Here is a 19034-nt window from a genome sequence, read left to right as displayed (position 1 = left end):
CAGTACGACCTGACTTTACCCCTCAGCGTCCGTCTGCATCAGCCGTTGTGACATCACCCCCTGCAGCGAGTTCGCCGATGTTCTCTCCGGTTCCCCCTCCCCCGCCAGCGGCTATCACCGTTACGATTCCGGCTACGCCAGCCGCCTCTACTATGGCTGAGAGCTTGCTGAAGCCCGCTGTTGCCTCTATGGCCAGTGAGACTACAGCCGAGACTCCCGCTGCGGTCAGCGCCCCTGAGCAAGCTGTAGCAGCCCCAACGATGCCCGCAGCCGTAGCACCTGCAGACTCAGTGCCTGAAACCATCGCCGCCGATGAGTCAGTGCCCGCGGGCTACAATAGCGTTTTTATCGACCCTACTAACTATGGTCTAGGGGCTACCCAGGCCCCAACCGCCCAACCGGGCGGCACGCCAAGCGTGGTGTTTGCAGAACGCTCTAGCGGCTGCCAAATTACCGTTGCCGCTGGGCAAACCAGCCCCAATGCCGCGTGCTCGTCTACGGCCTCTACCGGTCAGGGGGCTGCATCTAGTAGCGTTGGCCAAGGCGAAATTCGGGTGGGGCCTATTGCCGTTAGCTCTCAAGGGGTGCGTCTGGGCAGTACCACCATCGTCAGCCGTGCCGCCCTCAATGAAAAGCTGCGCCCCCTCAACGTACTGCGGCGTGGCAATGAAGAGTACGTATTTCCGCTGTCGGTGCCAGCGTCAATTTCGTCGCTGTTTGGCTGGCGCATGCACCCTGTTCACCAAAGCTGGCGGTTCCACTCGGGTACCGACCTAGCCGCTCCTCTAGGTACCCCGGTATTGGCCACCCAAGCTGGACGCGTATCGGTATCAGACTTTTTAGGGGGCTACGGCCTGACGGTGATCTTACGCCATGGCAACGACAACCTAGAGTCTCGCTACGCTCACCTGTCTCAGCTCGCGGTACAAGCGGGCGAGTGGGTTGAGCAGGGCGAAGTGATTGGGTTGGTAGGCAGTACAGGCACATCTACTGGCCCCCACCTGCACTTTGAAATGCGCCAGCTCACGGCTGAGGGCTGGGCGGCTGTCGACCCGATTGAGGTGTTGGAGTACGGCGTCGCCAACCTGCTCGAAATCATCGACAATCCGCTGCTAGCCCTGGGGCGCGACGGATCTGAGGCGGCTGCAACCGAGGAGGACTTACCAACTGACTATCCCTTCCGCCCGGCCCAGCCCAATGCTAGCTAGGGTAGCTAGTTCCCAAATGTCTGCCCTAGCTCGGGCGTAGTCGCTATGGGCTACGTCGCTGAGCATCGGGTGCGGTTCCACGAGACGGATGGAGCTGGGGTGGTGTACTTTGCCAATGAGTTGGTAATCTGCCATATCGCCTACGAGGCATCCCTCGCGGCAGCGGGTATAGATCTAGCCGCATTCTTTAGGGCTGAAACAATCGCCTACCCTGTTGTCCATGCCAGCATTGACTACCGCCGTCCGCTGCACTGCGGCGATCGCGTTACCATCCACCTGACCCCCGCCCGCTTGGATGACAGTAGCTTTGATGTTCAATATCAGCTCAAGCTTGAGGATACGCTGGCGGCCCAGGCGACGACTCGTCACGCCTGTATCTCGGTAGTCAACCGCCGCCGCTGTCCTTTGCCTACTGAGATGGAGCAGTGGCTGACCCGCTGGAGCGATCGGCCATCCCCGGTTGGAGATGGCCTATTTAGGGAGGGCCAGTAATGGAAGGTAGCTGGCAGGAGTGGCTGTTTGTGGGAGGGTACGTGAGTTTTTTGGTGGCGATCGCGGTCATTGTGCTCACCTCTCGCCCTAATCCATAGCTCTCTGGATTTAGATCTCTACCGGCAGCCTAATGAGTCTCGCGTCGCTACCCCAGTGGTTGAATTCACCCCCGCCGCTGTTTGGCACAGCTGACGCGCCTGAGCACCATCTAGAATGGCTCCTGAAAAATCGGCCCCGGCGATCGCGGTTTCATCAAAGGTGGCCCGCAGCAAAATAGTGTCAACCAGAACGGCATTGCTAAGGTCGCTGCGGGTAAAGCTGACCGAGTCGAGCATGCCGGTGGTGAAATCGGCCCCGCTAAAGTTGGCGTCGGTGGCTACCGAACCGCTGAAGATGGCTCCCCGCACGTCGGCACCGCTAAAGTTGGTCAGCTCCAGATTGGCATTCGAAAATTCTGCTGCCCGCAGCTGCTGCCCAGAGAAGTCTCTGCCCTTGAGTTCGGCATTGCTAAAGGACAGCGGTGGCGGGTAGTTGGGGTTGGCGGTGGCGACCCCTCCCCACAGGCCAAACCCTAAAGCTAGACCTACGACGGTGGCTATAAAACGCTTTATCAGGTTAGGAAACCACAGCATTGAGATACCTTTAGACGGGACTGGTTTAGTTTTAACATTCTCATCCTGGTTGCGATCGCCAGGGAAATGACGCTAGTACTCGACGGCTGAAATATGCCCACCATTCCGAATTGCTTGGCTCCCTAGCCCCTCTGCTCCCTAGCCCCCGGAGAATAGGACCTAAACTTGCGCCGCAGAGTACTAGTGCTATCTCCTGCCGTACCCCAATGTTGAAGAGGCTATGAGCTAATTCAAGGCCCTGGGCGTAGTCGGAAACTTGAAAGTTCCCGACCGTGCTGCCAAATTTTGTAAGTAATTCTTAAAGTTGGCCGTATTGTTTCCGTAAATTCTCGGTGGTGCTCTCTCAAATAGCCCGTAGTTCGATAGTCTTAGTACAAGCGCTGAAAGGGCGGCTTTGTTTTAACTTAAACGTCAGATAGGCGTCTCCTGATGGGGTTTCCCCCGGCTTCGGTCGGGGGTTTTTGTTTGAGGAGAAGAGGCTCAACTGAATACACTCAACTTGTCTATGTTGATCGAGGGCCGCAAGCTTGTCACAATAAGAACACAATCAAAGACACAAACCGTTACCCGGCGGCCCTGACACTACATGAACCTAATCAGCATTCTTGGCATTCTTTTAGCGCTGCTGGCGTTAGGTGTAGGGGCATACCTGTTCACCCCTCGCCGCTACGAGTCTTCTAACACCGTCGCCAATTCCTATGATCAGTGGACCGATGACGGCATTCTTGAGTTTTATTGGGGTGAGCATATTCACCTGGGCCACTATGGGTCGCCGCCCCGACGCAAAAATTTTTTAACAGCCAAGGCCGATTTTGTGCATGAAATGGTGCGCTGGGGTGGCCTAGACCAGCTGCCTGCGGGCACCACAGTACTAGATGTTGGCTGCGGCATTGGCGGCAGTAGCCGCATTTTGGCCCACGACTATGGGTTTGCGGTTACTGGTGTCACTATCAGCCCCAACCAGGTGCGGCGGGCGCAACAGCTTACGCCCGAGGGCGTGACGGCTCGCTTTCAGGTAGATGACGCTATGGCACTGTCCTTTCCAGACGCCAGCTTTGATGTGGTCTGGTCGGTGGAAGCAGGCCCCCACATGCCCGATAAGGCCGTCTTTGCCCGCGAACTGCTGCGGGTGCTGAAGCCCGGTGGGGTGCTGGTTGTCGCCGACTGGAACCAGCGAGACGATCGCAAAATCCCCCTCAACACCTGGGAAAAGCCGGTCATGCGCCAGCTGCTCGATCAGTGGTCGCACCCGGCCTTTGCCAGTATTGAAGGCTTTGCCGAACAGCTAGAGGCGACCGGTCTGGTGGCGGGCCAGGTCACCACTGCCGACTGGTCACGAGAAACCCTACCCTCCTGGCTTGACTCGATCTGGCAAGGAATCATACGGCCCCAGGGCATGGTGCGCTTTGGGCCTGCGGGGATTCTCAAGTCAGTGCGGGAGGTACCGACACTGCTGCTCATGCGCCTCGCCTTTGGGAGTGGACTGTGCCGCTTTGGCATGTTTCGGGCCGTGCGGGCCAGCCAGTCTGGTCAGCCTCAGGCAATGGTGACGGCGTCGGACAGGTATACGTCCTGAATCAGGTGGAACAGCTTCACCCCTTCTTTGAAATCGCGCTGGAAGGTCTTGCGGCCCGAAATTAGCCCCATGCCGCCAGCCCGCTTGTTGATAACGGCGGTACGCACCGCCTCGGCAAAATCGTTTTCGCCGGAGCCACCGCCAGAGTTAATTAACCCCATGCGGCCAGCGTAGCAGTTGAGTACCTGGTAGCGGGTGAGGTCGATGGGGTGGTCGGTGGTAAGGTCGCTGTAGATGCGGCTGTGGGTTTTACCGTAGGACTCTCCCAGTGCTTTGGCCACAGCCCCATAGCCGTTGTTGACCTCCGGTAACTTTTGCTTGATGATATCGGCCTCGATAGTGACGCCTAAGTGGTTGGCCTGACCGGTGAGGTCAGCCGCCAGGTGGTAATCAATGTCTTGTTTGAAGGAGCTGCTGCGCAGGTAGCACCAGAGAATGGTGGCCATGCCCAGCTCGTGGGCTCGCTGAAAGGCGGCGCTGACTTCTTGAATCTGCCGGGTCGATTCATCGGAGCCAAAGTAGATGGTGGCCCCTACAGCGACGGCTCCTAAGTTCCAGGCCTGCTCGACATCGGCAAACATGATCTGGTCAAAGCGGTTGGGGGCGGTGAGCAGCTCGTTGTGGTTGAGCTTAACAATAAAGGGAATTTTGTGGGCGTAGCGGCGCGATACGCTGCCCAGCACACCGAGGGTAGTGGCGACGGCATTGCAGCCCCCCGCGATCGCCAGTTCGACAATATTCTGCGGGTCGAAGTACATCGGGTTAGGCGCAAAGGAAGCTCCAGCCGAGTGCTCGATGCCCTGGTCCACCGGCAGGATGGAGAGATAGCCGGTGTTGGCCAAGCGACCGTTGCTGTAGAGCTGTTGCAGGCTGCGTAATACCTGAGGATTGCGATCGCTCTGGGCAAAAATTCTATCGACCCAGTCTGGCCCTGGCAGGTGCAGCATTGATTTAGAGACCTTGGCCTCGTAACCGAGCAGCGAGTCGGCATCAGAGCCAAGCCAGTCGGCGATCTTACTGGGGGAAGATAGGGCAGTTACCATAGCTTTGGGTTGAATTACAACGCAGACTGTCTAAACCTTAGCCCAGAGATTGGCAACCGTGGAACTGCCCTTTAGGCAGGGTTCATGCTGAAAAACAAGGTTTACTGAAACAAGTTGAGATGTTTCCTAACAAAGATCGCGTCAGGGGTATGGCTTAATCCGAGACGTTCACCGAGTTAAACTGCGGCTTTGTCATCCCTCCTGGGACACCTCTCTAACCAAGTGTTGGAAGTTACACACGTTAGGAGGCCCCAGAGGTAGGCACAGATAACACCTACAACCCCCTAAAAGTGCTACTGTTCTATGCCCGATACCGAACATGTAGCCTGAGCCAGGTATGTCTTTCTCTACTTCCCACCCTCAGCAGCCTACGGCAATGGTGGTGTGCCCCCACTACCTCGCCTCTACCGCTGGGTCAAATGTACTTAGCCAGGGGGGCAATGCGGTGGATGCGGCGATCGCAGTCCAGGCGGCCCTAGCAGTGGTCTATCCCCACATGACTGGGCTGGGCGGCGACGCGTTCTGGCTGGGCTACCACACTGGTTCAGGGCAGCTGTATGGCCTTAATGGGTCAGGGCGAGCGGGGGCTGGGTGCGATCGCGCCGCTTTTGCTCGCCTGGGCCTAGGTACCATTCCCCAGCGCGGCCCCCAGGCCGCTATTACAGTACCGGGAGGGGTTTCATCCTGGGGCGAAGCTCACCAGCGCTTTGGTCACCTGCCCTGGGCCGACTTGCTTCAGCCTGCGATCGAACTCGCTGAGCAGGGCTACCCTATTTCTGCTTCCCAGTCCCACTGGACACGGGTGAATCAGGGCCATTTAGAAGCCTATGGCGGCGCAAACAATCCCTTTTTACCCGGTGGCACGGTGCCCGAAGCAGGCGTTCAAGTTACCAATCGCCCCTTGGGCAAAACTCTGCGACGCTTGGCGACCGCTGGCCCCCAAGACTTTTACCAGGGTGAGATTGCCGCCAGCTTAATTGCTTACCTAGACAGCTTGGGTGGGTTGCTCAGCCCGGACGACTTTGCCCGCCACACGACCACCTGGGTAGACCCAATTAGCACCACGTACCGGGGTTATCAGGTGTGCCAACTGCCACCCAATACCCAGGGCTTTACCGTGCTGCAAATGCTGAATGTGCTGGAGGGGTTTAACTTGCACACCATCGGCCACGGCACCGCCGACTACTACCACCTGCTAGTTGAGGCTACTAAGCTAGCCTTTGCCGACCGCGATCGCTGGCTGGGCGACCCCGACTTTAGCGACATTCCGCTCACAGAGCTGATTTCGAAGTCCTACGGCGATCGCCGTAGGGCACAGTTGAGTATGGCCGTCGCCCAGCACTACCCAGCCCTTGAGGTCGGTGGTGACACCACCTACACCGCTGTGGTCGATGGCGAAGGTAACGCCGTCTCAATTATCCAAAGCAACTACTTTGACTTTGGCTCGGCAGTAGTACCGCCCGACCTGGGTTTTCCGCTCCAAAACCGAGGGGCGCTGTTTTCACTCAGCCCCGACCACCCCAATACCCTAGAACCCGGCAAGCGCCCCTTTCACACTTTAATGCCGGGTCTGGTGCTAGATAGCCAGAGCCGCCCCTACCTGGTGCTTGGCACCATGGGCGGTGAGGGCCAACCCCAAACTCAGCTGGCGCTGCTGACGCGAATGCTTGACTTTGGCTTTGACCCACAGACGGCGATCGATCTACCCCGCTGGGTATGGGGCCGCACCTGGGGCGAGGCGACCACCGAGCTTGCCGTGGAGAGCCGCATTCCTGTGGATGTGCAGCAAGCCTTAGCAGGTCGGGGACATCAGCTAAAAGTGGTCCCCGCCTGGGCCGACCAGATGGGCCATGCCCATGCCATTCAAATTAATGCAGATGGCTTGCGGGGCGGGTGTGACCCCAGAAGTGATGGCGCGATCGCACACCTCTAATGGCGTTGCCAAATTGATGCATGACTTTAGGGATGGGAAAACGGCCGTTTTTCCCTACGAGAGACGTTGAATGTATGGTTCATACCTGTGTACAGCACCTCCCCTGTAACCTTTAGCGTTGCTGAATGACAGCATGAATCTGGTCAAGGGCACACAGCCGTACGCCTTGGCGAGATATTTGAGACATTAACCACAGGGCATGTTTACAAACTGCAACATTACGGTTAATGTAAGTACATACATAACTTGCTTGTCCTCTCGGACGGGCACCAAGCAAACCTAACTTGCACTTATCCAAATCATGACAACGACTCTCCAAAGACAACAATCTGCCTCCCTGTGGGAGCAGTTTTGCCAGTGGGTCACCAGCACCGAGAACCGCCTGTATGTAGGCTGGTTCGGCGTGTTGATGATTCCTACCCTGCTCGCTGCTACCGCCTGCTTCGTCGTAGCGTTCATCGCTGCACCCCCCGTCGACATCGATGGCATCCGTGAGCCCGTTGCTGGCTCCCTGATGTACGGCAACAACATCATCTCCGGTGCGGTTGTGCCTTCCTCGAACGCCATTGGCTTGCACTTCTACCCCATCTGGGAAGCCGCTTCCCTCGATGAGTGGCTGTACAACGGTGGCCCTTACCAGTTGGTAATTTTCCACTTCCTCATTGGCGTCTTCTGCTACATGGGTCGTGAGTGGGAACTGAGCTACCGCTTGGGCATGCGCCCCTGGATCTGCGTTGCTTACAGCGCACCCGTGGCCGCTGCCTCTGCTGTATTCCTCATCTATCCTCTGGGCCAAGGTTCGTTCTCCGACGGCATGCCTTTGGGTATCTCGGGTACCTTCAACTTCATGCTGGTCTTCCAGGCTGAGCACAACATTCTGATGCACCCCTTCCACATGCTGGGTGTGGCCGGTGTGTTCGGTGGTTCCTTGTTCTCCGCTATGCACGGTTCGCTGGTGACCTCTTCACTAGTGCGTGAAACCACCGAGACCGAGTCTCAGAACTACGGCTACAAGTTTGGCCAAGAAGAAGAGACCTACAACATCGTGGCAGCCCACGGCTACTTCGGTCGGTTGATCTTCCAATATGCCAGCTTCAACAACAGCCGCTCTCTGCACTTCTTCTTGGGTGCGTGGCCTGTGATTGGCATCTGGTTCACCGCTCTCGGCATCAGCACGATGGCGTTCAACCTGAATGGGTTCAACTTCAACCAGTCGATCCTTGACTCACAGGGTCGTGTGATTGGCACCTGGGCTGACGTGATCAACCGTGCGAACCTGGGTATGGAAGTAATGCACGAGCGCAATGCTCACAACTTCCCCCTCGACCTAGCTACGGCTCAGGCTCCTGAAATCATCGGCTAGTCTTGACTGACTACCCCATTGATTGAATAGCAAAGAGCGCTCCCCTTGGGGGAGCGCTCTTTGCGTTTAAGCTCATTTTCTCGGCGTTGCTGAATAGCGGGATGATTTTGCGAAATTCTGAACGAGCTTTCAGAGCTTTCAGGCCTCGGTTCATTCTCTGAATCAGCAACGCCATTTTCTCTACCCGGCTTCACCAGGTTTGAAGGTCAGGGAAAGCTGTTTTTATGATCAGCCACGACGAGTATTACTTTCAGGCGAGCGATCGCATCTTCAAGCCCAATCAGATCGAGTTTGAGCAAAGCCCTTCGTCCGCCAAGCTATAGCCCCAGCTTTGGATATAGGAACCCCAGTGAGTTTCAATGATTTGAATGGTTTTAGCATCAAGGTTGTACTGGTTTTGGCGGTAGTCTTTTAGCCCTGCCAAGTAAGTTTCAAAATCGGGGCGAGCAGTTTCAAAATCGGGTAGCTCTAGCTGTTCAAACAGGCGTTGTAGCTCTGGCAGCGGATTGCTCTGTAAATCTTCAAAGCGAACCTCCGCAAATTGATTAGAGGGCAGATCCGCCGTATCGGTTTTGAGCGCGTCTAACAGAAACGGGTAGCTCTCCAAAACCAGCTCATCAATTGGCAAATCGCCGTAGTCTTGCAGCGCCAGCTCGGGCAGTAATCTTGTAAAATAGTGCCGCGCCGAGGGAAACACCCGGTAGGGATTGCGGTAGATGTGAATGAACTTGGCCCTAGGCCATAGCGATCGCAGGTGACGAATATAGCCGGTGTAAACCGGGTTTTTAATCAGCAGCGGGCGGTGCCCCTGGTGCACCGAAACTTTTTGCAGCAGGTGGCGATGCAGACGTTTCCAATGCTCAATATGGTCCTCGCCTCCCGCTAAAAACACCTCTTGCCGAAAGTGAGTTTCAAAGTGCTGAGGAAAGTACATGCCGTGGTAGTAGGAGGCCGCCCCCATGGTCGCCAGGGGAATGGAATCTTCCTGGGGGGAGGTCGGCGTTACTGCCACATTATCCACATAGCGGTCCTGAGGTAGAGCCTGCTCTAGCAGCGGTTCCAGCGATCGCACTATGCCCAAAATATCCCACGGCATCCCCGTTGCCAGCGGGGTAATGTAGCCAAAGGCCGGACACTGGGCCATCACGTTGTGCAGGTGGGTGGTGCCCGATCGCCAATAGCCGACAATAAAGATGGGGTCCGGCATTTGCTTTTTGGGGGATAGCGCAAACACCGCCTGTTCTACCGTTGAAAAGGGCCAGCGGGCTAGCGATACCGCCAGTGCTAGAGCTGCCTGGGGGTAGCGATCGCGGCTAGGTAGTCCATTGTCTAAAAACAGCTTCAGCAGGGTGGGCGGGTTGCTGCCGCAGAGCGGATGAAACAGGCTTGCCATAGGCTAAGGCTACCGGGCTCCGGCTTTAGTTTTCATCGCCTGGGTGGCCAGGGTTTTGCCGAAGTCCCAGGCGGCCCCTGGTATGCGGTGAGCATCGGCCACCACATCGGTGACGGCCTCGACAATCCAGCGGCGATCGCTCTCTTGCAGGGTCAGGGGCGGAATAAACTTGACCACGTTCATGCCGTACCCGGCCACCTGAGACAAAATCCGGTGGCGAGTAAACAGCGGCACCGTAATAATTTGGGAAAACAGACCTCGGTTGGCGGTCTCCAGCATCTTCCACGACAGCTTCAGCTTCAGGCTCTTGGGCTCGCCAAACTCCAGCGCCATCATCATGCCCAGGCCCCGCACCGCTTTCAGACAGTCGTACTGGCTGACCAGGGGCTGCAAATCAGCCACAATCTGCTGTCCCATCTGGGCCGCGTGGTTAATCCAGCCCTCAGTTTCGAGCACATCTAGGGTGGCCAGACCGGCTGCCATAGCCAAATTGTTCTTGCCGAAGGTGCTGCCGTGAACAACGGCGCGATCCATGCGGTTGAATACCTTGTCAAAAATCCAGGATCGGCAGGCTACGGCCCCAATAGGCACAAACCCGCCGGAGAGGGCCTTGGCCATACAGAGTAGATCGGGCTCAACGCCAAAGTGGTCTACCGCCCACCATTTACCCGTGCGGCCTAGCCCGGTCTGCACCTCATCGGCGATGAACAGGCTGCCATACTGACGGCACAGCGCCGCCGCGCCGGGTAGGTAATCGGCCTCAGGAATCCACACCCCGTGCCCCTGGATCGGCTCGGTGATAAAGGCGGCCACATCTTTACGAGACAAGACCTTTTCTAGGGCAGCCAAGTCACCAAAGGGAATTTCGATGAAATCGGGCAAAAAGGGACCAAAGCCCTCCTTAAAGTGGGGGTCACCCGTGGCGGATAAAGACCCCATGGTGAGGCCGTGATAGCCCCCTTCGCAGTAGACAATCTTGGCGCGACCCGTGGCATAGCGGCTGAACTTGATCGCCGCCTCGACGCTTTCGGTACCAGAGTTGGCAAAAAAGATGCGGTCTAGCCCCGGCGGCGTGATCTGCTGTAGTTTTTCCGCTAAGAGTCCAGACAGAATCGACACATCCATCTGCACCAGGTTGGGCAGTTCGGCGGTCAGCACGTCCTGCAAAGCCTGCACAATTTTGGGATGGTTGCGGCCCAGCGCAAACACGCCAAACCCGCTGAGCAGGTCGAGGTAGCGATCGCCCTGGTCGTCAAATAGATAAGGCCCCTCAGCTCTCACGTAATGGCGATCGAACCCAATGGTCTTGAGGACGTTGACCATTTGAGGGTTAAGGTACTGGCTGTGCAGCGAGAAATTGTCGCGCTGACGCTCGGCGATGCGATCCAGAATGTTCATGCACTAGCGAGGTAAAGAGGGGCAGTATCGGGTCTAACTAGACTTTAGTCATAAGTTCGACCGATTTGCCAACGCCCAGCAGCGGTGTCACGATCGCCATCACGTCAGCCCGGCTGAGCTTCTCTCGGCCCTGGGCTAGAGCATCGATGGTGGCTGTGGCTAGCGCTAAGGGAATGCGGCAAAACAGCAGAGCTGGCCCTTTGGGCAGGGCGCGGGTGTAGGAGTCGGCCATCTTCAGGTTGCGGCGGGCATAGCGCTGCATGTCATCTGCAGTCCAGCCCTCTGGGAAAAAGTCGACGCCGCGATCTTTATCTTCCAGGTGATTGCGCAAAATGTTGACTGATTGCAGGCCCCGCCCAAAGCCAATCGCCTCCATGCGGCTGGTTTCGGTGCCGTCGTACCAGGCCCACAGATCAGACAGCATTAACCCCACGGCCCCGGCCACGCTGAAGGTGTAGCGATCGAGATCGGCTTCGGTTTTAATCTGCCAGTTTTGCTCGGCCCAGTAGGCCATGCGATCGGCCATGGTGGCGGTCGCATCCCAGATCCGGGGGGCGATCGTATCGGGAGCCAGCAAGGCCCATTCACCAATGCGGAGGGTCACTTCGTCGAGTTGCCCCACATAGCCGCCTAGCCCGATCGCAAAATCATCTACCGCTGAAGCTTCAGTGCCTGCCTGTAGGTTGAGGCTAATCTGGCGCAGTAGTCTGGCTTTGGTGCCACTATCCAGGGTCGGATGATCCTCAATTTGATCGATCGCCCGCATGCACAGGTACGCAGACGCAACCGCTTCCTGAAGCTTGGCTGGTAGCAAGCTAATCGGGATAAAGAACGTTCGGCTAGTCTCCCTCAGCAAGTCCAGCGCAGATTTGATAGATGGCATTGAGCAATCTCCTCACACTACTTGAGTTTTCAACCATACTGGTTGAATTTCATCCAATAAGCATTAATAAAGCATTAACGATGAATAGATTCGGATAGATGGTATCTGAGATTACCAATACCTGAGGCATCTGTGAACTGCCCTTAGCTAGTGGCAGCAGCCGGGGAAAACGCATCTTACAGCGTTATATCTAGCCAAAGGCAGGGGCTAAGGCCAGATATGACGAACCTGTGTCGCCTCAGCAGGAGGTTCGGTTGGGCTGAAGACAACCGTTTTAGTCAAAATGAATTACGGTAGTTGGGTATTCATAATCAGGGTTCGATCATTGGCGACAGCGGCGGACGGGCGCGAATGTGCCCAAGTCAGCGGCTCTGCTTTCGGATCCTCCCCAACCGAGGAGTAAAGAGACATGGCAATCAGTCTGCAGCAGGCCCTGGGCGTGGGGCAATATTTGGTCACTCAGCGCCTCAGAGGCCGCAAGCAGTATCCTCTGGTTTTGATGCTAGAACCGCTGTTTCGCTGTAACTTGGCCTGCTCGGGCTGCGGCAAAATTCAGCACCCCAAGGAAATTCTGAAGCAGAACCTATCACCCGAAGACTGCTTTGCGGCAGTTGAAGAATGCGGTGCGCCCGTGGTTTCAATTCCCGGTGGAGAGCCGCTGCTGCATCCTCAGATTGATGAGATCGTGCAGGGACTAGTCGATCGCAAAAAGTTTGTTTACCTCTGCACCAACGGTTTGCTGCTCGAAAAAAGTCTGGATAAGTTTACGCCCTCTCCCCACCTCTCGTTTAGCGTTCACTTAGACGGCATGAAAGAGCTGCACGATCGCTGCGTCGATCGCTCCGGCGTGTTCGATATTGCGATCAGCGCGATTCGAGCTGCCAAAGCGCGAGGCTTCCGTGTGACCACCAACACCACCGTGTTTGAGGGCACCGACCCAAAAGAAATTCAGTCGCTATTTGACTATCTGACCGAGCTTAAAGTAGACGGCATGATGGTGTCACCGGGCTACAGCTATGAGTGGGCTCCCAACCAGGAGCACTTCCTCCAGCGCGAGCAGACCAAGGCGCTGTTTAGAGAAATTTTGGCCCCGTTTACAGCGGGCAAAAAGAAGTGGGAGTTTAACCACAATCCGCTCTTTTTGGATTTTTTAACCGGCCAAAAAGACTACGACTGCACGCCCTGGGGCAGCCCTAGCTATAGCGTGCTGGGCTGGCAAAAACCCTGCTACCTGCTCAACGAAGGCCACTACGAGACTTTCCAAGAACTGCTCGACAATACCGACTGGGCGCAGTACGGGCACAAGAGCGGCAATCCCCAGTGCGCCGACTGTATGGTGCACTGCGGCTACGAGCCCACGGCGGCAGAAGATGCCCTGCAGCCGCAGAATATGATGCGCGCGATGGGCAGCCTATTCTAAGCAGCCTCTTCTAAAGGGTTACAGCCCTGGGGTAGTTTGCTCAAACAGGGCCGCAAAATCGGTTGTGACTACGGCCCCAGGCGTACCTGCTGGCTTAGAGATGACGTCAAAGGCTTTATTGCAGGCGGTGGGTAGCAGTAAGGCCTGGACTGCAACTTCTGCCACATCAGCGCGAGGAATTGACGTGGGAATGCCTTCGGGAGGATGGGCGAGAAGCTGGTCGTCTTTGCCGACGATTAGCTCTCGCTGACCGCCGGGCTGATCCTGTAGCCCTCCAGCGCGAATAATGGTGTAGTCGATACCAGAGTCGATCAGGTAGGCTTCTGCCTTGCGCTTCCAGATCAAAATATTGCCGTTGGCCATACGGTTGAGCGGATGTTGCTCATTGGTGCCGCCCATAGACCCAACTAAGACAATATGCTTGACTCCGGCAGCCTGAGCCGCCTCGATCTGGTTAATCTGGCCTTGGTAGTCAACTTGCTCGGGCGTTCCCCCTGCGGCGTAGGTAAACTCGGGTCGCTGGCCTGGCTCTGGCGGAGCCTTCATTTGGGGTACAGCACTGGTGAGAATGACCAGGGCATCGCAGCCCTCTAGCGCTGCCTTGAGGCGATCGGGGTCGCTGATGTCGCCTAGATAAAACCCTTCTGTGGTAACAAAAAGCTCCTTTACCTTCGCTTCGGAGCGGGCAAAGCCTCGGGCAACAAACTGATCTGGCCGCTGCTGGAGTTTCTGAACAACAATCGCCCCCGTACGCCCAGTTGCGCCAGTGACTAAAACAGAAAGGGGAGTGGTCATAGGTGATTGCTAGGAGGTGACTACGGAGAAGATTATGCGCGCTATTTCACTATGGTTTCACAATTCGTGACGAACGATTTCATTCAACTGATTGAGCCGGTTTGAGCGGATGCTAGGGAATGGCTCATACCAAGTCCGAGTTTATGACCTTCGCCCTTACCCTATATCGCTATAAACTCGTCCCTTCCAGGCACCGCCCTGCCCGGCCCAGTGTTGCCGTGCCGAATCTAGCGTCATCAAGGTGTAGAGCAGCGCAATCAACGGTAGCGCCAGCGCCAGCAGAGGGCTACCGCCATAGAGCTTCAGCGTTGGCCAGTAGGCGAGAGCCATCAGCAGCCAGCCAGCCAGCCCAGTCAGCACTAGAGCAGGGTTGCCCCAAATAACTCCCAAAACCACGCCTAGGGGAAAGACCAGGTAGACCAACAGCATTCCCAGCACCGTGCCGACCAGCAGCCAGGGCGAGTAGTTGAGCTGCGTATAGGCGCTGCGGGCGACCATAGTCCAGATGCTGTGCAAATCGGGGTAGGGACGCAGGCTGTGGATTGTGGTGCTGAGGCCGAGCCAGATCGGACCATTGGCCTTAACCGCCGCCCCCAGGGCACAGTCGTCGATTAGCGCCTGGCGAATGGCCTGGAGACCGTCGATGCGCTGAAGGGCGCTGAAGCGAATCAGGGCGCACCCCCCTGCCGCTGCTGCGGTTTGTTTTTGGGGATTGTTCACCCAGGGAAAGGGGTAGAGCAGCTGAAAGAAGAAGATAAACGCGGGAATTAGCAGCTTTTCCCAGATGCTCTCGCAGCGGAGCCGTACCATCAGCGACACTAAATCGAGCCCGTCGCCTTCGGCCTTGGTCACCAACTGCTGCAAACTGGTCGCGTCGTGCTTGATGTCAGCGTCGGTAAAGAGCACAAAGTCAGGCGGGGTGGGTTGCGCCGCCAGGTAGCGAAAGCCCTGCTCCATCGCCCAGAGCTTACCCGTCCAGCCAGCCGGAAGCGCTGCGCCCGAGAGTACCGTGAGGCGATCGGACTGGTTTACCGCAGTCGCACTTTCCCCCGCCACCGCTGCCGTGCCATCGGTGCTCTGATCATCTACCAGCACCACGCTCAAAGGGCCGAGGTAGGTCTGGGTGAGATGCGATCGCACCGCCACCCCAATCAGCTCTGCCTCATTGCGGGCCGGAATCACCACCGCCACTGTGGGCCAGGTGGTCAGCGATACCCGCTGGTCATCCAGCCGCTGGTCAGCCCGCCAAAACTGGCCCCAAAACAGCAGCATCCCGATCCAGATCAGGAGTGCCAGACTCGTCAAGCCCAAAGCTAAAGTTGCCATCGCCGTTGTGTGCGCTGATTGGTCTTTCGGATCATAGAGGCGATCGCGCTGGCTGACGACGCTAAGCTAGAGCAAAGGGCACCCACAGGAGGCTCTCATGTCTCAAGCCACTCCCAAAATCCGCTGGACGACTGCCGACCTTGAGGTTCTGGCCGCCGACGAATGGAAGCGCTACGAAATCGTTGATGGAGACCTGTGCGTGACTCGCGCTCCCCATATCAAACATCAAGATACTGCCGGAGAGATTTATGCTCAGCTACTCCTATGGTCAAAGCAAAGCGGACTGGGTAAACCGTCCCTGGCTCCAGGTCTAATTTTTACCGACACCGATAACGTTATTCCCGACGTGATTTGGGGGTCTCACGATCGCTTAGCGGCTTTGACTGATGACGAAGGACACCTGCGCGGCGCACCAGAACTGATTGTGGAAGTGCTCTCTGAAGGTAGCACCAACGAGCGGCGAGACCGCGAAGCTAAGCTCAAACTCTACTCTCAGCAAGGCGTGCAGGAATACTGGATTGCCAACTGGCGGCTACGGCAGGTTGAAATTTATCGCCGCCAAGAGGCTCAGCTACAGCGAGTCGCGACGCTACTGGCAACAGATGATCTCGAATCGCCCCTGCTGCCAGAGTTTTCCTGCCCGATCAGTAGTTTTTTCTAGATAGACTGTTTTGAATTGATTCTCCCCATTGGTAGTGGCACAGCAGGCTGTGCCACTACCCGAATTTCATCCTGCTTATCTTTCCTTGGCGGGAGCATTTGCATTATGCTGCCTCAATGATCACGGCGTTCAAGATGTGAGGGGTGGCCATGCAGACTCAAGAACCGCAGCAGCTAACCGGGCTGGATCGAGCAATAGCCGCTGCCCAAAACTACCTGCTGGCTCTACAGCACCCCGACGGCTACTGGTGGGCAGAGCTGGAGTCTAACGTCACCATTACCGCTGAAATCATTCTGCTGCACAAGATTTGGGGCACCGACAGCAAGCGCCCCATGGCTAAGGCCGAGCACTATTTGCGATCGCACCAGCGCGACCACGGTGGCTGGGAACTGTTCTACGGCGACGGCGGCGACCTGAGCACTTCCGTCGAGGCCTATACGGCGCTACGGGTGCTGGGGGTACCCGCCAGCGATCCGGCCCTGCTGCGGGCGAAAGACTTTATTCTCCAGCGCGGCGGCATCAGCAAAACCCGCATTTTCACCAAGCTGCACCTGGCTCTGATTGGCTGCTACGACTGGCGTGGTCTGCCCTCGCTGCCCGCCTGGGTCATGCTGCTGGAGTCGCCCTCGCCGTTCACTATCTACGAACTGTCGAGCTGGGCTCGGGGCAGCACCGTGCCGCTGCTGATTGTCTTTGACCAAAAGCCGGTCTATAAGATCCAACCGGCCATTAACGTAGATGAACTCTATGCCGAGGGCATCGGTAACGTGCGCTGGGAACTGCCGAAGGCTGGCGACTGGAGCGACATCTTTATCTGGCTGGATGGCGCGTTTAAGTTTGCCGAAGCTATCAACTTCACGCCGTTTCGCGATGAGGGTATTCGCAAAGCCGAGCAGTGGATTTTAGAGCGGCAGGAGGCAACGGGTGACTGGGGCGGCATTATCCCGGCCATGCTGAACTCGATGCTGGCCCTGCGCTGCCTCGGCTATGACGTGAATGACCCGGTGGTGCGGCGCGGCCTGCGGGCGATCGACAACTTTGCGGTAGAAACTGACGATACCTACTGGGTGCAGGCCTGCATTTCTCCGGTGTGGGATACGGCGCTGGGCATGCGATCGCTGACCGATTCGGGCCTGGCCCCTGATCACCCCAGCCTGGTGCGGGCGGGCGAATGGCTGCTAGAGAAGCAAATTCTCGACTACGGCGACTGGATTGTCAAAAATCCCCAGGGCCAGCCGGGGGGCTGGGCCTTTGAGTTTGAGAACCGCTTCTACCCCGATGTGGACGATACGGCGGTGGTGGCGATGGCGCTGCAAGATGTCGTCCTGCCCGACGCGGCGCTAAAGCGCGAGGCGATCGCCCGGGCCGTGCGCTGGGTGGCCACCATGCAGTGCAAAACCGGAGGCTGGGCCGCCTTCGACATCAACAACGACCAAGACTGGATCAATGCCGTTCCCTACGGCGATCTCAAAGCGATGATCGACCCCAGCACTGCCGACATCACCGCTCGGGTGCTGGAGATGCACGGTCGCCTCTGCCGCGAACCCGGCCTGGCGGCACGCTACGCCCGCGATCTCACCGCCCAGCGGCTCGAACAAGGCCTCACTTTTCTGCTCAACGAACAGGAGGCCGATGGTAGCTGGTTTGGCCGCTGGGGCGTGAACTACATCTACGGCACCAGCGGCGCGCTATCGGCGCTGGCGCTCGTGGCTCCAGAACGGGGTCAAGGGGCGATCGCGCGCGCGGTTAACTGGCTGGTTAGCTGCCAAAACCCCGATGGCGGCTGGGGCGAAACCTGCCGCAGCTACGACGACCCTACCCTCAAGGGGCAGGGGCCGAGCACGCCGTCTCAAACTGCTTGGGCGCTGCTGGGGCTGCTCGACGTGGGTTGTTCTAGAACCGCCGAGTTGGCTGTCCAAAAGGGCATTCGCTATCTGATTGAGACTCAGACCCCCGAGGGCACGTGGGAGGAACAGGAGTTTACCGGCACCGGCTTTCCCCGCCACTTTTATATTCGTTATCACCTTTACCGCCATCACTTTCCGCTGATGGCCCTGGGCCGCTATCAAATGCAGGGATAGGCTTGGGCGACTTCTAGAAAATAGTTTCCCAAATGGTGGGCAGTGCCCACCCTACAGTGGCTCTAGTCGCTGGATTAAAGCTGGTATCCTTTTTTCTAGAAATCTCCTTGGTACTTTGACCAAAGCAGTTCAAGCTCCCCTACTCTGCTGGTTGAGCGTTGGGGATCTCCAGCGATTCAAGCCGATTCTCTAAAGGCTCCACTAATTCTTGGTCAACCTCAATGCCAGCATTTACCATGAACAGATCAAAAGGTTCGCCCTGGCTGAGATATTCGGCATAGCCCGATCGCAGGTAGAGGCTGTATTCGGGGCGGCGGGCCACGTAGCGACCAACAAAGGCCAGACTAAGGGCATTCAGGTAGCGATCGATGACTTCGGGTTCGGCCAGGGTTAGCCCCGGTAGAGAGGTCAACAGGTTCGACAACCCGGCATCGAGGGCCGAGAGGTCAACATGGGCCTGCCCTTCAATTAGCGCCAGCGATCGGCTCTCGGTGGTGTACCAGGGAAAGGTGCGAAACTGCTCAAACACCGCTGGGGTAGCGGGGTCGTAGCTGCCCGCGATCACCATCACCGGTACCGTTACGGCAGCTAGCCCCTCGGGGCCAAACACGCTGCTGTTCACCGGGTTGACGAGCAGCACCGAGTTAATGCGCGGGTCGCGAAAGGTGTAGGGCTGCCGGGGTAGTTCTAGCGCCTGACACTGCAACAGCAGCGACACATTGAGGTGAATAAAGCCGCGATTCTGGAAGGGCTCACTGGGCGCGTTGCACACCTCTTGCAAATGGTCAAAGTTAAGCTCGGCCCCGGCGACCGCCAGCGCCGTGTAGCCC

General features: G+C 57.3%; 16 protein-coding genes. 8 read left to right on the top strand and 8 right to left on the bottom strand.

What is annotated here, in order from left to right:
- The first annotated feature begins 77 nt into the window (after nt 1-77).
- The gene (locus IQ273_RS07980) at nt 78-1208 is read left to right on the top strand and encodes a M23 family metallopeptidase (protein ID WP_228052545.1); all 1131 of its coding nucleotides are present in this window, start codon (nt 78-80) and stop codon (nt 1206-1208) included.
- A gap of 45 nt (nt 1209-1253) precedes the next feature.
- Nucleotides 1254-1700 carry a thioesterase family protein gene (locus IQ273_RS07975; RefSeq protein WP_194022642.1) on the top strand — a complete coding sequence of 149 codons (447 nt, stop codon included), beginning with the start codon at nt 1254-1256 and terminating at the stop codon, nt 1698-1700.
- Between the two features lie 116 nt (nt 1701-1816).
- On the opposite strand, the gene IQ273_RS07970 is transcribed toward IQ273_RS07975, so the two are convergent.
- Complete coding sequence (locus tag IQ273_RS07970; protein ID WP_194022641.1) at nt 1817-2332, bottom strand: pentapeptide repeat-containing protein; 516 nt, start codon at nt 2330-2332, stop codon at nt 1817-1819.
- 586 nt (nt 2333-2918) lie between these two features.
- On the opposite strand from IQ273_RS07970, the gene IQ273_RS07965 reads away from it, so the two are divergent.
- A complete protein-coding gene (locus tag IQ273_RS07965) occupies nt 2919-3908 on the top strand; it encodes a methyltransferase domain-containing protein (protein WP_194022640.1) in 990 nt (329 codons plus the stop codon).
- On the opposite strand, the gene IQ273_RS07960 is transcribed toward IQ273_RS07965, so the two are convergent.
- Nucleotides 3869-4951 (bottom strand): class I fructose-bisphosphate aldolase, encoded by a 1083-nt coding sequence (locus IQ273_RS07960; protein ID WP_194022639.1) that lies wholly within the window; start codon nt 4949-4951, stop codon nt 3869-3871. The two genes, IQ273_RS07965 and IQ273_RS07960, sit on opposite strands and share 40 nt — an antisense overlap.
- A 337-nt stretch (nt 4952-5288) precedes the next feature.
- Here IQ273_RS07960 and ggt point away from each other — a divergent pair, with 337 nt between their 5' ends.
- Both ggt and psbA read left to right on the top strand, forming a co-directional pair.
- Entirely contained in the window at nt 5289-6884 is a 1596-nt protein-coding gene (ggt, locus tag IQ273_RS07955; RefSeq protein ID WP_194022638.1) for a gamma-glutamyltransferase, read from the top strand.
- A gap of 301 nt (nt 6885-7185) precedes the next feature.
- A complete protein-coding gene (psbA, locus tag IQ273_RS07950; RefSeq protein ID WP_194022637.1) occupies nt 7186-8247 on the top strand; it encodes a photosystem II q(b) protein in 1062 nt (353 codons plus the stop codon).
- 280 nt (nt 8248-8527) lie between these two features.
- Here the strand turns inward: psbA and IQ273_RS07945 are convergent, their stop codons facing one another.
- Genes IQ273_RS07945 through IQ273_RS07935 form a run of 3 tightly spaced genes read right to left on the bottom strand, consistent with a single transcriptional unit; the run spans nt 8528 to nt 11921 of the window.
- Complete coding sequence (locus tag IQ273_RS07945) at nt 8528-9640, bottom strand: sulfotransferase (RefSeq protein ID WP_194022636.1); 1113 nt, start codon at nt 9638-9640, stop codon at nt 8528-8530.
- Nucleotides 9641-9649: 9 nt separating this feature from the next.
- A complete protein-coding gene (locus tag IQ273_RS07940) occupies nt 9650-11038 on the bottom strand; it encodes an aspartate aminotransferase family protein (protein WP_194022635.1) in 1389 nt (462 codons plus the stop codon).
- A gap of 37 nt (nt 11039-11075) precedes the next feature.
- On the bottom strand, nt 11076-11921 hold the full coding sequence (locus tag IQ273_RS07935) for a squalene/phytoene synthase family protein (RefSeq protein WP_194022634.1): 846 nt from the start codon (nt 11919-11921) through the stop codon (nt 11076-11078).
- Nucleotides 11922-12330: 409 nt separating this feature from the next.
- Here IQ273_RS07935 and hpnH point away from each other — a divergent pair, with 409 nt between their 5' ends.
- Nucleotides 12331-13341 (top strand): adenosyl-hopene transferase HpnH, encoded by a 1011-nt coding sequence (hpnH, locus tag IQ273_RS07930; RefSeq protein WP_194022633.1) that lies wholly within the window; start codon nt 12331-12333, stop codon nt 13339-13341.
- An 18-nt stretch (nt 13342-13359) separates the two neighbouring features.
- Here hpnH and IQ273_RS07925 read toward each other — a convergent pair whose 3' ends face one another.
- Nucleotides 13360-14136 (bottom strand): SDR family oxidoreductase, encoded by a 777-nt coding sequence (locus IQ273_RS07925; RefSeq protein WP_194022632.1) that lies wholly within the window; start codon nt 14134-14136, stop codon nt 13360-13362.
- A gap of 156 nt (nt 14137-14292) precedes the next feature.
- The gene (locus IQ273_RS07920; protein WP_194022631.1) at nt 14293-15462 is read right to left on the bottom strand and encodes a glycosyltransferase; all 1170 of its coding nucleotides are present in this window, start codon (nt 15460-15462) and stop codon (nt 14293-14295) included.
- A gap of 97 nt (nt 15463-15559) precedes the next feature.
- Here IQ273_RS07920 and IQ273_RS07915 point away from each other — a divergent pair, with 97 nt between their 5' ends.
- Nucleotides 15560-16123 carry a Uma2 family endonuclease gene (locus tag IQ273_RS07915; RefSeq protein ID WP_194022630.1) on the top strand — a complete coding sequence of 188 codons (564 nt, stop codon included), beginning with the start codon at nt 15560-15562 and terminating at the stop codon, nt 16121-16123.
- Nucleotides 16124-16272: 149 nt separating this feature from the next.
- Nucleotides 16273-18204 carry a squalene--hopene cyclase gene (shc, locus tag IQ273_RS07910; protein ID WP_194022629.1) on the top strand — a complete coding sequence of 644 codons (1932 nt, stop codon included), beginning with the start codon at nt 16273-16275 and terminating at the stop codon, nt 18202-18204.
- 139 nt (nt 18205-18343) lie between these two features.
- Here shc and IQ273_RS07905 read toward each other — a convergent pair.
- A partial coding sequence (locus tag IQ273_RS07905; RefSeq protein WP_313898043.1) for a hypothetical protein occupies nt 18344-19034 on the bottom strand: 691 nt, incomplete at its 5' end.

Source organism: Nodosilinea sp. LEGE 07298 (assembly GCF_015207265.1).
Taxonomy (GTDB): Bacteria; Cyanobacteriota; Cyanobacteriia; order Phormidesmidales; family Phormidesmidaceae; genus Nodosilinea.
The sequence above is the reverse complement of the archived record's forward strand: the minus strand, read 5'-3'. Positions and strand labels throughout refer to the sequence as shown.